Raw genomic sequence first — 15,570 nt, 5'->3', positions numbered from 1 at the left:
CCCCCCAACCCCAGCTCCCACATTTTGATCTACATCAGGTCAGAGCGATCAGTTAACCAACGACCCGCGCAACGAGTGCGGTTGCGCCGCATCAATGTGCACATCCGCAAACTGGCCGATCAGGGTTGGGTTGTCGCAGCGGAAGTTGACGATGCGGTTGTTCTCGGTACGCCCTTGCAGCTCGCCCGGGTCTTTTTTCGAATAGTCGGTGACCAGGATGCGCTGGATCGAGCCGACCATTTGTCGGCTGATTTCGAAACCTTGCTGGTTCAGACGGTGCTGCAGCGCGTTCAAGCGCTCTTTTTTCAGCGCTTCCGGGGTTTCATCCGCCAGGTCGGCAGCCGGGGTGCCCGGTCGCTGGCTGTAGACGAACGAGTAGGAGAAGTCGAAACCGACGTCTTCGATCAGCTTCATGGTCTGCTCGAAATCTTTCTCGGTCTCCCCAGGGAAGCCGACGATAAAGTCCGAGCTGATGCAGATACCCGGCACCGCCGCGCGCAGTTTGCGCAGCTTGGATTTGTATTCCAGGGCCGTGTGGTTGCGCTTCATCGCCGACAGAATGCGGTCCGAGCCCGATTGCACCGGCAAGTGCAGGTGTTTGACCAACTCCGGCACTTCGGCATGGGCCTGGATCAGGCTGTCGGAGAACTCCAGCGGGTGCGAGGTGGTGTAGCGAATGCGCTCGATGCCATCGACGGCGGCCACTACGCGGATCAACTCTGCCAGGTCGGCCAGGCGACCATCGTGGGTCTGACCGCGATAGCCGTTGACGTTTTGGCCCAGCAGGGTGACTTCGCGCACACCGTTTTCGGCCAGGTGGATAATTTCTGCCAGCACGTCATCAAACGGCCGGCTGACTTCTTCACCACGGGTGTAAGGCACCACGCAGAAGGTGCAGTACTTGCTGCAGCCTTCCATCACCGACACATAGGCGCTCGGGCCATCGATGCGCGGCTCGGGCAAGTGGTCGAATTTTTCGATTTCCGGGAACGACACGTCCACCTGCGGCAGCTTGGTGATACGCGCGGCGTCGATCATTTCCGGCAGGCGGTGCAGGGTCTGCGGGCCGAAGACCACGTCAACATAGGGCGCGCGGTCGCGGATCGCGGCGCCTTCCTGGCTGGCCACGCAGCCGCCAACGGCAATCACCATGTCCGGGTTGGCCAGTTTCAGCTCACGCCAGCGGCCCAGCTGGGAATACACACGGTCCTGGGCGCGCTCACGAATCGAGCAGGTATTGAGCAGGATAACGTCAGCATCTTCGGCGCGGGCGGTGACTTCCAGGGCCTGATGTTCGCCCAGCAGATCGACCATGCGCGAGCTGTCGTACTCGTTCATCTGGCAACCGTGGGTTTCGATGTAAAGCTTCTTGGCCATGGGAATCGTCAACTGGTGGTAAAGAACCGCGCATTATAGGGGGCATGTCCATTGGTTCCTAGCGTTGTGCATCGGGTGCCATGCTATAGTTCGCGCCCTCTTTTATATCCCCGATGTGTTATTCGCCCACCATGACCAAACGTGAAGCTCCAATCTATAAGGTGATTTTCCTTAACCAGGGCCAGGTGTTCGAAATGTACGCCAAGCAGATCTATCAAAGTGATCTGTGGGGCTTTCTGGAAGTGGAAGAGTTCGTCTTTGGCGAGCGCACCCAGTTGGTCGTCGATCCGGGCGAGGAAAAGCTGAAAGCGCAGTTTGAAGGCGTGGTGCGCAGCTTTGTGCCGATGCACTCGATTGTGCGCATCGACGAAGTCGAGCGCCTGGGCACGCCGAAAATCAGCGAAGCGCGTGGCACCAGCAATGTGATGCCGTTTCCGATGCCAATGCCTGAGAAGTAGGGCGTTAGACCGAGGTGTGCCCATCGCAGGCAAGCCAGCTCCCACATTCGATTGCATTCCAATCTTGGAGCGCGTTCAAGTGTGGGAGCTGGCTTGTCTGCAATAGCGGTAGAAGGGTTTAGCTGAAATCAGGGAAGGGGCGAGAAGGGCGAGCGCCCATCGGCACTCTGCAATTCCTGCAAGTAATTGCGGAAGATCTGGCCCAACACCTGGGTCGCCACTTCCAACTCATCACGCTGCATGTGCTCGGCGACTTCGTCGGCGGTGTCCAGCGCGTCTTCAGCGCCGTTGACCGCGGCCATTTTCAGCACGATATAGGCCTGGACGTTATTGGCCGGCACGCCTTCGCCATGGAAAAACATTTTTCCCAGTTCGAATTGCGACTGGGCATGGCCCTGCAACGACGCTTTCTCGAAGTAGCTCAAGGCCTTGTTGAGGTCGCGGGCGGGGTTTTTGTCGTCGTGGTAGTACTCGCCCAACTCGTATTGCGCCTGCGCATCCCCGCCGTCGGCCTGTTTCTGGCACGCGCTCAGGGCTTCGGCCTGGCTGTCTGGCTGGGTATTGAGGGTGCAACGACCCATCGCTGGGATTAACAACGAGTTGCCGCCTGCTTGTGCATGTGCCAGCAGCGGCTGAAGGAGCAACAGGCAGCCCAGAACCAGGGTGCGGCCGGTGCGTTTCATGGGAATCGACTTACCTCTGACGGGGCGCGCGGACCCTCGCGGGTCCAATAAGCGCGCATTATGAAATAAGCAGGCCTCTGCTTACAAAGTCTTTACTCGTTTTTCTGCTGCGTGGGCAAGTTATCTGCCGGATTGCAGGTGATTTCTCGAAAAATGCAGGAAAGCGCTGTAAGCAAAGTAGCAAATTCTGACGTCACCCAAGGCAACGTCAGCTTGATAGGCGCCTTATTTCAGGGCCGCGAAGGCGCGCTCGGCAGCATCCAGGGTCAATTTCAACTCTGCATCGCCATGGGCGATCGAGGTGAAGCCCGCTTCGAAGGCGCTCGGTGCCAGGTAAACGCCGCCTTCCAGCATCAAGTGGAAGAAGCGCTTGAACAGGTCGGCATCGCTGCCCATCACGTCATCGAAGGTGACGATATCGTCGGCACCGCTGAAGTACAGGCCGAACATGCCACCGGCTTGCGTGGTGACGAACGGGATGCCGGCAGCATCGGCGCGCTGTTGCAGGCCATCGAGCAGGCGCGTGGTGTAGTCGGTCAGCTCGGCGTGAAAGCCCGGGCGGCTGATCAGGCGCAAGGTGGTCAGGCCGGCCGCCATCGCCAATGGGTTACCCGACAAGGTGCCCGCCTGGTACACCGGGCCCAGTGGCGCGATGTGCTGCATGATGTCGCGCTTGCCGCCGAAGCAACCCACCGGCATGCCGCCGCCGATGATCTTGCCGAAGGTGCTCAGGTCGGGCGTGACGCCGTAGTAAGCCTGGGCGCCGCCGAGGGCGACACGGAAACCGGTCATGACTTCGTCGAAAATCAGCACTACGCCGTGCTTGTCGCACTGCTCGCGCAGGCCTTCAAGGAAGCCAGGCGCCGGCGGTACGCAGTTCATGTTGCCGGCGACCGGCTCGACGATGATGCACGCCACCTCTTGGCCCACTTCACTGAGCATCTGCTCGACGGCGGCGATGTCGTTGAATGGCAGGGTCAGGGTGTGCTTGGCGAAGGCCGCCGGTACACCGGCCGAGCTCGGCACGCCCTGGGTCAGCGCGCCGGAACCGGCTTTTACCAGCAGGCTGTCGGAGTGGCCGTGGTAGCAGCCTTCGAACTTGATGATGCTGTCGCGGCCGGTAAAACCACGGGCCAGGCGAATCGCGCTCATGGTGGCCTCAGTGCCTGAGCTGACCATGCGCACCATTTCCATCGACGGCACGATCGAGCACACCAAGTCCGCCATCTCGGTTTCCATGGCGGTCGGAGCGCCGTAGGACAGGCCGTGTTGCAACTGCTGGCGCACCGCATCGAGCACGTCCGGGTGGCTGTGGCCGAGGATCATCGGGCCCCAGGAACCCACGTAGTCAACGTAGCGCTTGTCATCTTCGTCGGTGACGTAGGCGCCTTCGGCATGCTTGAAGAACAACGGCGTGCCGCCCACGCTCTTGAACGCACGCACGGGGGAGTTCACACCGCCGGGAATGTGTTTTTGAGCATTGGCAAACAGGGTTTCGGAACGGGACATGGTCGGGCTCTCTAAACTGAAATTTTAAGAAGATCGTTGAATGCGCGCGCGCGGCGCGTGATTTCCTGGGTGCTGTCGGCACCGAACAGGCCGTGCACCACGGCGAGCAGGTCGGCACCGTGGGCCACCAGTGGTTCGGCGTTTTCCAGGGTGACGCCGCCGATCACGCAGATCGGCAGCTGCAGGCGCGCGCGGGCCTGGGCCAGCATGTCAACGGAGGCGGCGGGTGCGCCGGGCTTGGTGTTGGAATTGAAGAAGCGGCCGAAGGCGACGTAGCTGGCGCCTTCCTTGGCGGCCTGTTCGGCCAGTTCGATCTGGCTGTGGCAGGTGGCGCCGATGATCGCTTTGGAACCGAGCAACGCTCGGGCCGGGGTCAGTGGGCCGTCGGTTTGGCCCAGGTGTACGCCCACGCCCAGGCGCGCGGCCAGTTCGGCGTCGTCATTGATAATGAGCTGGGTCTTGTAGCGCGAGCACAGCTCGCGCAGTTTCTCCGCCTCTCGCAGGCGGCGGGCTTCGTCGCTGCTTTTGTCGCGGTACTGCAGCAGGGTTACGCCGCCGTCCAATGCCGCTTCGACGTAGGCGAGAAATTTGCCGGCCAACAGTTGGCTGTCGGTAATGGCATACAGGCCACGTAGTTTCATCGGGCAGGCCTCTTGTGCTTTAAGAGCAGAAATCCAGCGGCAAACGGCGCGGCACGAACTGGCCCTGGCCGAGTTGTTCGGCGTCACGCAAGGTGCGCCAAGTGTAGTTGAGCGCCGACTGCACAGCACTGACCAGGCCTTCGCCCTGGGCGATGCGACCGGCCAGTGCGCTGGCCAGCGTGCAGCCCGAACCATGATAGCTGCCGGGCAGGCGCTGGCAGGTAAAGGTCTGGCGCGTGCCGTCGCGGCTGTACAGGCGATTGTGCACTTCATGCTCGTCGCCGTGGCCGCCGGTTATCAGCAGGTGCTTGATAAACGGCAGCAGCTTCTCGGCGCATTCGTCCGCGGTGCCTTCAGGCAGTTCGGCGAGGATGCGCGCTTCAGGCAAGTTGGGCGTGGCGATCAGCGACAACGGCAGCAGCCGCTCGCGCATCGCGTAGCCGACTTCGTCCTTGCCCAGGCTGCCACCGCCGCCGGCCCGCAGCACCGGGTCGCACACCACCGGCAGGTGCGGGTGCGCCTGCAGCAGTTCGACCACGGTGTCGACCATCGCGGTGGACCCGAGCATGCCAAGCTTGACCGCCGCCACTTCGGAATCGCCGAGCACGGCATTCGCCTGGGCCAGGACCCACTCGCGGTCGAGCACGCGGAAATCGCTGACATTGACGGTGTTCTGCACGGTCAGGGCGGTGACGGCGGGAGCCGCATGACAGCCTTGGGCGAGCAGGGCTTCGATATCTGCCTGCAGGCCGGCGCCACCACTTGGGTCATGGCCGGAGAGACAGAGGACAACGGGGCGAGAGCTGTAGATATTCATGGTGCGCGAGCTTACCACCAAACGCTTTTTGCGTGGCTGTCTGGCGAGGGTTGAATTTTGCCGCTGTCCAGGCACATTTATGGCTTATGGCCATTATCGAGTGTTGGGCCATAAATGCGTTGAAAGCCGCGTGCTAGAGCCTTTCAAAAAATTATTTCAATGGTGTCTAATGGCCTCCAGCGGCTATGCTAGAGTGGATCCAAACAACTTACTGTATCGCCGGCATACGTCTTCTCAAAAGGAATGGGGGCTTTTGACATAACCGGACAGGCCACGCTGGGGCTCTATGCGCTATTTGCTGATCTTATTATTGTGCGGGCTGCCGATGCTCGCCGGCGCCGTCGAGTTCAATCAGAGCACTCGAAGCCTGCCGCTGGGCCGGGTCATGCAAGTACTCGAAGACCCTACCGACGCCCTCACCATCGCCCAAGTCAGTTCCCCCGCCTACGCCGCCCAGTTCAAGACCCACGACCAAGCCACCCTCAATGCCGGTTATTCACGCTCGGTGTTCTGGCTCAAGGTCGATCTGCATTACACCGCCACTGACCCTCGCGCGCCGCGTACCTGGTTTCTGGAGCTGGCGTACCCGCCGCTGAACCGCCTGGACCTGTACCAGAACGACGGCACCGGCGGCTACCGACTGACCACCCGCACCGGCAGTGCACTGCCTTTTTCCAGCCGTGAAGTGCGTCAAAGCAATTACCTGTTCAAGCTCAACTTTGTGCCCGACCAGCAGCAAACCGTGTACCTGCGCCTGCAAAGCGAAGGCTCGATCCAGGCGCCGTTGACGCTCTGGGCCGGCACCGCCTACCTGGAAGAACAACCGCTGCGCTTGTATGTGCTGGGCGCCATCTACGGCGTACTGCTGGGGATGCTGGTCTACAACCTGTTTATCTACCTCAGCGTACGCGACACCAGCTACCTCTATTACATCCTGTATATCGCCTCGTTCGGCCTGTACCAACTGTCGGTCAATGGCGTGGCCGTGGAGTACTTCTGGCCGAACAACCCGTGGTGGTCGAATGCAGCGGTGCCGTTCCTGATCGGGTCGGCAGCGCTGTTCGGCAGCCTGTTCGCGCGCAGCTTCCTGCACACCGCGCAGCACAGCCGCTGGCTCGACCGGATCTTGCTGGCGCTGGCGACCTGCGGCGCGGTGGTGATGGTGCTGGCGCTGCTGACCAGCTATGCGGTGGCCCTGCGCCTGGCCACCGGTCTGGCGCTGGTGTTTACCGTGACCATCTTTGTTGCCGCGATCAAGGCCTGGTATTGCGGCCAGCGCATGGCGCGGTATTTCATCATCGCCTGGTCGGCATTCCTGCTCGGCGGGGTGGTCAACACGATGATGGTATTGGGCTACCTGCCCAACATGTTCCTCACCATGTACGCCAGCCAGCTCGGTTCTGCGATTGAAGTGGCGCTGCTCTCACTGGCCCTGGCGGACCGCATCAATGGCATGCGTGAGCAGCAGGCGCAAATCCTGTTCGACGCCAGCCAGAAACTCGAAGTGCTCAACCAGCAACTCGCGCGCAGCAATCGTCTGAAAGACGAATTCCTCGCCACCCTGACCCACGAACTGCGCACACCGATGAATGGCGTGATCGGCTCCCTTGAGCTGATGCAAACCGTGCCGTTGGACGATGACCTGGCGCAGTACCAGCAAACCGCCGCCGGCTCGGCGCGGGACATGATGCGCATGGTCAACGGCATCCTCACCCTGACCGAACTGCAAGCCGGGCGCCTGACCGCCCAGCCCCAGGTGTTCAGCCTGCGCGGTGCGCTCGACACCTTGCGTCAGCAGTTCAGCACCGGCGCGCAGAACAAGGGCCTGGCATTTTCCATCGACGTGGCGGACGAGTTGCCGGACCGCGTGATCGGCGATGCCGACAAACTGATCCAGTGCATGGATTGTCTGCTCGACAACGCGTTCAAGTTCACCCACGAAGGCGCGGTGCGCCTGCGCGTGGTGGGTGTTCCACAAAACGATGGCAGCTTGCGCCTGAGCTTTATCGTCACCGACAGTGGTATCGGCTTCGCTTTCCTCGACGAGGCCACGCTGTATCAGCGCTTCTTCCAACTCGACGGCTCAACCACCCGCGAATACGGCGGCCTGGGCATCGGCCTGGCGATCTGCCGACAGCTGATCGAACTGCTCGGTGGGCGCCTGACCCATCATTCCGAGCCGCGCAAGGGCAGCCGTTTCCAACTCGAGGTGACGGTAAGCCCGGTGCCACCTGAGCCCAAAGCGACGCCCCAGGAAACCTTGACGCAGCGCGCGCCCCACGAGTGCGCGGTGCTGCTGGTGGACGACAACAGCGTCGGCCAACTGGCGGTGCGTGGCATGCTGCTCAAGCTGGGTTATCGGGTGAAAACCGTGGACAACGGTTCGTCTGCGCTGGCGATGCTGCAGAGTGAAACATTTGATGCGGTGCTGCTGGATGTGCCTGAAGGCGGGTTCTCATTGTGCTGTCAGATTCGTGCACTGCCGGGGTGTGGCGAACTGCCGGTGATCGCCCTGAGTACCTCACTGAATGGGACGGACCGGGAGCGCTGCCATGGCATCGGCATCACTGACCGGCTGGCCAAGCCCGTGCGTTTTGAAGCGCTGCAGGCGGTGCTGGAGCGTCGGCTGCTGTGCCCGTTAGAGGGCGAAAGTGCCGGACATTAGGCGCGTATGCCACTTTTTTAAGCCCGGTGACGGTGCTTAACTGAAATTCAGGCCTCAACTGCACGTGGCCTTTTTTCAGGAGGCCCGTCATGAACCTGCATCAGTTCGCCGAAACCCACGACGTCACCAATCAGCCACCGTCTCTGGACGGCACCAACCTGTACCGCATCGACGTGCCCCTGCAAGAGTGGTCGCGCCGCTTTGGCGCCGGCTGGGCCCATGCGCGTATCGATGCGTATGGCGCACTGGCGGGCGGGCCGTTGATGGCGGCCGGGTTCCTGGCAAACGAGAACAAGCCGGTGTTCAACAGCCATGACCGCTATGGCCATCGCATCGACTGCGTGGCGTTTCATCCGGCGTACCACGAGCTGATGCGCACCGCCGTCGAGCATGGCCTGCCATCGCTGCCGTGGGCGCACCCACAACCCGGCGCCCATGTGGCGCGCGCCGCCATGACCTACCTGCACAGCCAGGCCGAAGCGGGCACCGGCTGCCCGCTGACCATGACCTTCGCCTGCGTACCGGCCCTGCGCCTGCAACCGGATCTGGCGCAGACCTGGCTGCCGAAAATCCTCAGCACCGAATACGACCCGCGCAATGTCGGCATCGCCCACAAGGCCGGGGCCACCATCGGCATGGCCATGACCGAGAAGCAAGGTGGCACCGACGTGCGCGCCAACACCACCCGCGCGTATCCAGTGGGCGCGGGCGGCCCAGGGCAAGCCTATGAACTGGTGGGGCACAAGTGGTTCTGCTCGGCGCCGATGTGTGATGCGTTCCTCACGTTGGCGCAGACCGACAAAGGACTGACCTGTTTCCTGCTGCCCCGGCACCGCCCGGATGACACCCGCAACGAGTTCTACATCCAGCGCCTGAAAAACAAACTCGGTAACTGCTCCAACGCCTCCAGCGAAGTGGAGTTTCGGGGCGCGTTGGCCTGGATGATCGGCGAAGAGGGCCGTGGCGTGCCGACCATTATCGAAATGGTCGCCATGACCCGCTTCGACTGCATGGTTGGCTCCAGCGCGCTGATGCGTCAGGCGTTGACCCAGGCCAGTCATCATTGCGCGCACCGCTTGGTAGGTGGCCGTGTGTTGAGTGAGCAGCCGCTGATGCAAAACGTATTGGCCGACCTGGCCCTGGAAAGCGAGGCGTCGCTGGCATTGAGCATGCGCATGGGCCGGGCGCTGGATCATCTGGATAACGAGCAGGAAGCCAAATTTGCCCGGCTGGTGACGGCAGTGGGCAAGTATTGGATCTGCAAGCGCGCGCCAGCAATGATCAACGAGGCGGCCGAGTGCATGGGCGGTGCCGGGTATGTCGAGGACAGCATCCTCCCGCGCTTGTACCGTGAGGCGCCGGTGAATTCAACGTGGGAAGGTTCCGGCAATGTGCAGTGCCTGGACGTGTTGCGGGCGCTGTCGAAAGAGCCGGGCGTGCTGGAGGCGCTGTTTGTCGAACTCGGGGACGGGCATGGCCACACGCAACTGGCGCGGCATATCGAGCAGCTGAAGTCGGCGTTCATGGACACTCAGGACATCCAGTACCGCGCCCGCCAACTGACCGAGGATATTGCCGTGGCGTTGCAGGCCAAACTGTTGCTGGAGGCCGGGAACGCGGCGGTCAGTGATGGCTTTATCGCCAGCCGCTTGGGCGAGTCGTCCGGTCGGGTGTATGGCACCTTGCCGCGAGGCGTGGATGTAGAAGCGATCGTCGCGCGTTCAACCCCAACCCTCTGACTACATTCGGTCAAAATGTGGGAGCGGGCTTGCTCGCGAATACGGTTCTTCAGTGACTGAGCAGGTGACTGATACACCGCATTCGCGAGCAAGCCCGCTCCCACATTATTAACCGCATTCCAATCACTACTGTTTCAGTGAGGCCGGGATACAGGCAAGATAAAGGCCTGCAAGTCAGAACACAGGATGCTTACCGTGACCGAAGCTTTTGTTGTCGTTCAAACCGCCGAAGAAGCCGTGGATCGGCTGGCGGCTCTTCACGAGCGTGCTACCGGCGCGCTCAATCAAGCCCTCAAGCAATACCTCAAGGACCGCGTCGAGCCCGACGCCGCGCAACGCGCACTGTTTCGCTATCCAGAACTGCGCCTGACCTACCATTGCCATGGCGAAGTCCCACAGACCACTCGGGCGTACGCCAAGGTTCAGCTGCCGGGGACCTACAGCGTCACCGTCACCCATCCGGGCGCATTCCGTAAGTACCTGCTGGAGCAGCTGGTGCCGCTGATGCACGACTTCACCGTGACGGTAGAAGTCGGCGTGAGCCAACAGAATATTCCGTACCCGTATGTGGTGGAGCAGGGCGACGAACTGGCCGGCTCCGGCGTGACCGCCGCGACCCTGGCGCGGGTGTTCCCCAGCACCGACCTGTCCGCGGCCACCGACGGTATTGCCGATGGCCTTTACGACTGGGAAAACACCGACCCGCTGCCGCTGGCGCTGTTCGATGCCGCCCGCGTGGACTTCTCCCTGCGCCGTCTGGTGCACTACACCGGCAGCGACTGGCGCCATGTGCAGCCGTGGATCCTGCTGACCAACTACCATCGCTATGTTGACCAGTTCATCCTGCATGGCCTGGAGCAATTGCGCAGTGACCCGCGGTTTATCCGCATGGTGCTGCCGGGCAACGTGATCATCGACAAGAGCATGGACCACGGCGAAGCCTCGGCGATTGCGGCGGGCGTGGTCTGGCACCGTTACCAGATGCCGGCCTATCACCTGCAGGCCACTGATGGCCACGGCGTGACCCTGGTGAACATCGGCGTCGGCCCGTCCAACGCCAAGAACATCACCGACCACCTCGCCGTGCTGCGCCCGCATTGCTGGCTGATGATTGGTCACTGCGGCGGCCTGCGCCAATCCCAGACCATTGGCGATTACGTACTGGCCCACGCCTACATGCGCCGCGACGGGATTCTGGACCGCGTAGTGCCGCCGAATATTCCGATCCCGGCCCTGGCCGAAGTGCAGATGGCCCTGCAGCAAGCGGCGGCCAACGTTACCGGCGAAAAAGGCGAGGAGCTGAAAAAGCGCCTGCGCACCGGCACCGTGTTGACCTACGACGACCGCAACTGGGAGCTGCGTTGGGCCCAGGAACGGCCGCTGATCAACCTGTCCCGCGCCGTGGCCGTGGACATGGAAAGCGGCACCATCGCCGCCCAGGGTTATCGTCTGCGGGTGCCATATGGCACGTTGCTGTGCGTCTCGGACAAGCCGCTGCACAGCGAGATCAAGCTGCCGGGTTCGGCCAACGCGTTCTATGAGCGTGCGGTCAGCCAGCACTTGAAGATCGGCATCGAGGCGGTGGATCTGTTGCGCACCGAACTCAACTCGCTGCACTCGCGCAAACTGCGCAGCTTCGACGAGCCGCCGTTCCGCTAAGCGGTTGGGATGGTCATTTAGCGGTCAGGCCACTAGCATTGTCGGTCCTGACCGTTAGATGTTCCTTTTGCCATGTCCCGTCCCACCCGTCCCGACTCGCGCCGCCCTGGCGTGAAACCTGCGTATCCCGCTCCCCGGCGTGTCGCCAAGGCGCCACCGGCCGAGCCGAAGTTGATCCTGTTCAATAAACCCTTCGACGTACTGACCCAGTTCAGCGACGAAGGCGGGCGCGCGACCCTCAAGGATTTTATCGACATCCCCGGTATCTACCCGGCTGGCCGCCTGGACCGTGACAGCGAAGGCCTGCTGCTGCTGACCAACGATGGCCAATTGCAGGCGCGGATTGCCGACCCCAAGCACAAGCTGGCGAAAACCTACTGGGTGCAAGTCGAGGGCGAACCGACCGAAGAGCAATTGCAGCGCCTGCGCGACGGCGTGGAGCTTAATGACGGCATGACCTTGCCGGCGCAAGCCCGGCAGTTGGACGAACCTGAATTATGGCCACGCAATCCGCCGGTGCGTTTTCGCAAGAGCGTGCCCACGCACTGGCTGGAGCTGGTGATTCGTGAAGGGCGTAACCGCCAGGTACGGCGCATGACCGCTGCGGTGGGCTTACCGACCTTGCGCCTGGTGCGCGTGCGTATCGGGGATTGGTCGATTGATGGCCTGGACCAAGGCCAATGGAAGGAAGTGCCGGCGCGTTTATAAGGCGCCGGATTCGATCAGGCCGATCACCACGCTCTTGATGATGAACGCGGCCACGCCCAGGCCCAGTACGAAGAACAGAATGAACGAGCCAAAGCGCCCGGCTTTGGATTTCTTCGCCAAGTCCCAAACGATAAAGCCCATGAAAATGATCAGAATGGTGACCAGGCCAGTCATCATCCATTCTTCAAACACGGCGGGGTCGATGTTGTTCATGTGGGAATTTTCCGGCAGGGCAGGCGGGAAGTATAAAGCAGGGCTTCAGGCGCAACATTGACCTGAGTCTTGAGGCGGTCAATGTGGGAGCTGGCTTGCCTGCGATAGCATCAACTGGGGCTGGCTGATACACCGAGTGGCCTGTATCGCAGGCAAGCCAGTTCCCACATTTGATCTCCTGCGACCTTAAGTGCGCAGGTGGGTCAGCGGCAATTCGGTGCTGTTGAGTACCTGATTGAGTACAAAGCTCGAGCGCACGCTGGTCACGCCTTCAATGCGGGTCAGGTGGCCCAGCAGCAGTTTTTGATAGTGATCCATGTCCGGTACCACCACTTTCAACTGATAGTCCGCATCCATGCCGGTGACCAAACTGCATTCCAGCACTTGCGGCAGGGTGCGGATGGCCGCTTCGAAATTCTCGAAACGCTCGGGTGTGTGGCGGTCCATGCCGATCAGCACATAGGCCGTGAGGCTCAGGCCGAGCATCTTGCGATCGAGCAAGGCGACCTGGCGCGCGATGTAACCATCGTCCTCAAGCTGCTTGACCCGACGCGAGCAGGGCGAAGGCGACAAGCCGATACGCTCGGCCAACTCCTGGTTGGAGATCCTCGCGTCGCGCTGCAATTCCGCCAAAATACTCAGGTCGTATCGGTCAAGCTTGCTCATTGGGTTGGCCTTTGTCGTAACTATTGCGGCGAATTATCTATGAAGGGTTAAAAATTGCGCAAGCACTGTTTATTGACGCAATCTTCGCAATCATCTGTCGGCGCGGCGGGCCTATGATTACCAACAGAATCACCGCCTGGACAACAGTCCACTGCAGCCCGCCCAATCAGGCCCGCTGCGGCCGCCGCCCCAGCAGGGTTGAGTCGGCCTCCAGGCTGCACACTGTCCACAAGACGGCGTGAGGTGAGCCAACGTCAAAAGCGTTGAGCACGGACGAAATTCTCAAGGGGTGGCCGACGGGTCACCCCTTTTTCTTTGCGCGCGTTTTTACCCAAAAAAATACTTCTCGTGACTGATAACCTGTCTCAGAACCGGGCGAGGCTTTTCCAGTCTCATCTATGAGGCCGGACGTTCTAGGCCCTTATCCGCAGTGAGGAATAGCATGAAGCGCATCTGGCGTATGGCAGGTGTAGGTTTGCTGATAATGACCGTTGGCTCGCAAGTAATGGCCGACGACCCGCGCTCTGAAGGGGGCGGTCAGCATGAAAGAGGTCCCGAAGGCGGACGGCAAGGCAACGAACAGCCGCGACCGCAAAATAACCAACCACGCCCGCAGAACAATCAACCGCGCCCGGAAATCAACCAGCCGCGCCCGCAGAACCCGCGTGTCGAGAACAATCAGCCTCGGCCGCAAAACCAGCATTTTGATCGCGCCGAACAACAGCAGCACGGCGGTGGGCAATGGCAAGGTCGCCCGCAAGGTGCCGAACAGCCTCGGCCAGCGCCGCAGCCCGCGAATAACCTGCCGATTCAGGGGCGCCCGGACACGGTTCGGCAAACCCAGGAGCCGCGCCAGGGTCACTATCAGGACATTCCGCGCCGTAACGATGGTAACCAGCATTGGCAGGCCGGCAATGGCCCCGGGCGCCCAGGTGGCGGGTTCAATAATGGTCACCCCAACGACAACCGCTGGCCGGGTCGCCCCAGTGGGCACGGCACTGGTTGGGGCCCTGGCCCGCAATATCGCCCAGGCTATACGGTGGATCGGTTCCCCGACCGCAACTACCGCGTGCCTTACCGTGGCCAGGATTATTTCTTCTCCGGCGGCTACTGGTATCGCCCGCAGGGCCCGCGTTATGTCGTGGTGACGCCGCCGTACGGCATCCGCGTGCAATACCTGCCGGACTATGCGCGCGAAGTGTGGGTGGGGAGTGCGCTGTTCTTCCTCGCAGCGGGTTCGTACTACACCTACGAAAGCGCCACCCAGCAGTACGTGGTGGTGCAGCCGCCGACAGAAGTGCCGGCACCGCAACCCGCGCCGCAGGGCAATGGCTATGACGTGGTGGCCTACCCGGCCAACGGCCAGTCACCGGCGCAGGTGCAGCAGGACGGCTACGACTGTTATCGCTGGGCAGTGCAACAAAGCGGTTTCGACCCTCGGACCGTCACCTACGCCCCGGACCCTGCGGTGGTGCAAACCTACCGCCAAGCTCAGGGCAACTGCCTCACCAGCCGCGGGTACCAGGTGCAGTACTAGGCCTTATTGCCCGTGACCACTTCCCGCGGGTCGGCGTGCACCAGCACTTCGGCGCGCGGGTAGGCGTTGTGAATGGCATCGGCGGCCTGGTCGCTGATGCCGTGAGCAACCGACAACGATAATTCCCCCGGCAACTCCAGATGCAGTTGCACAAACCAGTGGCTGCCGGAAATCCGCGTGCGCAAATCATGTGCACCCAACACGCCTGGCACACCGCGCGCCAGTTCCAGCATGTGCTGGCTCACATCGGCTGGCAGTTCCTCGTCCATCAACACCGCAAAGCTTTCACGGGCGATCTGGATGGCGCTCCACAAAATGTACGCGGCGATGCCCAGGCCGAACCACGCATCGACCTGATTGAAGCCGAACCCCGCCAACACCAACGCCACCAGAATGCTGCCATTGAGCATCAAGTCCGAACGGTAGTGCAGCGAGTCCGCGCGCACGGCGTTGGAGCCGGTTTCGCGGATCACCCGGTGTTGCAGCATCAGCAGCGCCACCGTCATCACCAGCGAAAACACGATGACCCCGATGCTCAGCCAAGGCGCGCCGACCGGTTCCGGATGGTGCAAACGCTGGTACGCCTGGAACGCGATCAGCACCGCACTGCCGGCGATAAACAATGCCTGGGCCATGCCCGACAGCGACTCCGCCTTGCCATGCCCATAACGGTGGTCATCATCGGCCGGGCGCAGCGCGTAATGCACTGCCAGCAGGTTCAGCAACGAGGTCACGCCATCAAGCAGCGAGTCGGTCAACCCGGCGAGCATGCTCACCGAGCCACTGAACCACCAGGCGATGGCCTTGGTAATAATCAGCGCACAGGCCACGCCCACCGACGCGCGGGTGGCCAGGCGCAAGAGCCTTGCGTGTTCGGGACTGCTGGTCATAAGCGGGT

At 61.8% G+C, this 15,570-nt stretch carries 14 protein-coding genes; 6 read left to right on the top strand and 8 right to left on the bottom strand.

Annotation, left to right across the window (positions count from 1 at the left end):
* Positions 1 to 48: 48 nt before the first annotated feature.
* The gene (gene miaB, locus NTD89_RS06185) at positions 49 to 1,377 is read right to left on the bottom strand and encodes a tRNA (N6-isopentenyl adenosine(37)-C2)-methylthiotransferase MiaB (protein WP_145162435.1); all 1,329 of its coding nucleotides are present in this window, start codon (positions 1,375 to 1,377) and stop codon (positions 49 to 51) included.
* Between the two features lie 131 nt (positions 1,378 to 1,508).
* Between miaB and NTD89_RS06180 the strand changes: the two genes are divergently transcribed.
* Positions 1,509 to 1,835, top strand: coding sequence for a DUF1820 family protein (locus NTD89_RS06180; RefSeq protein WP_003194436.1), 327 nt, complete (start codon positions 1,509 to 1,511; stop codon positions 1,833 to 1,835).
* A 128-nt stretch (positions 1,836 to 1,963) separates the two neighbouring features.
* On the opposite strand, the gene NTD89_RS06175 is transcribed toward NTD89_RS06180, so the two are convergent.
* The 4 genes from NTD89_RS06175 to NTD89_RS06160 form a co-directional block, all read right to left on the bottom strand.
* A complete protein-coding gene (locus NTD89_RS06175) occupies positions 1,964 to 2,518 on the bottom strand; it encodes a tetratricopeptide repeat protein (RefSeq protein WP_145162432.1) in 555 nt (184 codons plus the stop codon).
* Positions 2,519 to 2,743: 225 nt separating this feature from the next.
* The gene (gene hemL / locus NTD89_RS06170; protein ID WP_106579359.1) at positions 2,744 to 4,027 is read right to left on the bottom strand and encodes a glutamate-1-semialdehyde 2,1-aminomutase; all 1,284 of its coding nucleotides are present in this window, start codon (positions 4,025 to 4,027) and stop codon (positions 2,744 to 2,746) included.
* Positions 4,028 to 4,038: 11 nt separating this feature from the next.
* A complete protein-coding gene (thiE, locus tag NTD89_RS06165; RefSeq protein WP_262206752.1) occupies positions 4,039 to 4,668 on the bottom strand; it encodes a thiamine phosphate synthase in 630 nt (209 codons plus the stop codon).
* Positions 4,669 to 4,687: 19 nt separating this feature from the next.
* The gene (locus tag NTD89_RS06160) at positions 4,688 to 5,485 is read right to left on the bottom strand and encodes a hydroxymethylpyrimidine/phosphomethylpyrimidine kinase (protein ID WP_124418525.1); all 798 of its coding nucleotides are present in this window, start codon (positions 5,483 to 5,485) and stop codon (positions 4,688 to 4,690) included.
* A 286-nt stretch (positions 5,486 to 5,771) separates the two neighbouring features.
* Here NTD89_RS06160 and NTD89_RS06155 point away from each other — a divergent pair, with 286 nt between their 5' ends.
* The 4 genes from NTD89_RS06155 (at position 5,772) to NTD89_RS06140 (ending at position 12,256) form a co-directional block, all read left to right on the top strand.
* Positions 5,772 to 8,150, top strand: coding sequence for a hybrid sensor histidine kinase/response regulator (locus NTD89_RS06155; protein ID WP_262206751.1), 2,379 nt, complete (start codon positions 5,772 to 5,774; stop codon positions 8,148 to 8,150).
* Between the two features lie 89 nt (positions 8,151 to 8,239).
* Positions 8,240 to 9,889: an acyl-CoA dehydrogenase family protein gene (locus NTD89_RS06150; protein WP_145162423.1), complete on the top strand. Its 1,650-nt coding sequence runs from the start codon at positions 8,240 to 8,242 to the stop codon at positions 9,887 to 9,889.
* Positions 9,890 to 10,075: 186 nt separating this feature from the next.
* A complete protein-coding gene (gene amn / locus NTD89_RS06145; protein WP_178119700.1) occupies positions 10,076 to 11,548 on the top strand; it encodes an AMP nucleosidase in 1,473 nt (490 codons plus the stop codon).
* Positions 11,549 to 11,620: 72 nt separating this feature from the next.
* Complete coding sequence (locus tag NTD89_RS06140; RefSeq protein WP_242201802.1) at positions 11,621 to 12,256, top strand: pseudouridine synthase; 636 nt, start codon at positions 11,621 to 11,623, stop codon at positions 12,254 to 12,256.
* On the opposite strand, the gene NTD89_RS06135 is transcribed toward NTD89_RS06140, so the two are convergent.
* A complete protein-coding gene (locus NTD89_RS06135; protein ID WP_007975837.1) occupies positions 12,251 to 12,460 on the bottom strand; it encodes a DUF2788 domain-containing protein in 210 nt (69 codons plus the stop codon). The two genes, NTD89_RS06140 and NTD89_RS06135, sit on opposite strands and share 6 nt — an antisense overlap.
* A gap of 195 nt (positions 12,461 to 12,655) precedes the next feature.
* Positions 12,656 to 13,135: an Lrp/AsnC family transcriptional regulator gene (locus NTD89_RS06130; RefSeq protein WP_003194418.1), complete on the bottom strand. Its 480-nt coding sequence runs from the start codon at positions 13,133 to 13,135 to the stop codon at positions 12,656 to 12,658.
* Positions 13,136 to 13,577: 442 nt separating this feature from the next.
* Here NTD89_RS06130 and NTD89_RS06125 point away from each other — a divergent pair, with 442 nt between their 5' ends.
* Positions 13,578 to 14,672 (top strand): DUF6515 family protein, encoded by a 1,095-nt coding sequence (locus NTD89_RS06125; protein WP_262206750.1) that lies wholly within the window; start codon positions 13,578 to 13,580, stop codon positions 14,670 to 14,672.
* Here the strand turns inward: NTD89_RS06125 and NTD89_RS06120 are convergent.
* Entirely contained in the window at positions 14,669 to 15,562 is an 894-nt protein-coding gene (locus NTD89_RS06120; RefSeq protein ID WP_145162411.1) for a cation diffusion facilitator family transporter, read from the bottom strand. The two genes, NTD89_RS06125 and NTD89_RS06120, sit on opposite strands and share 4 nt — an antisense overlap.
* Positions 15,563 to 15,570: the final 8 nt, after the last annotated feature.

The organism is Pseudomonas sp. 14P_5.3_Bac1 (genome assembly GCF_025466135.1).
Lineage (GTDB): Bacteria > Pseudomonadota > Gammaproteobacteria > Pseudomonadales > Pseudomonadaceae > Aquipseudomonas.
Note: the sequence above shows the minus strand (reverse complement) of the source record. Positions and strands in the feature narration are given on the sequence as shown.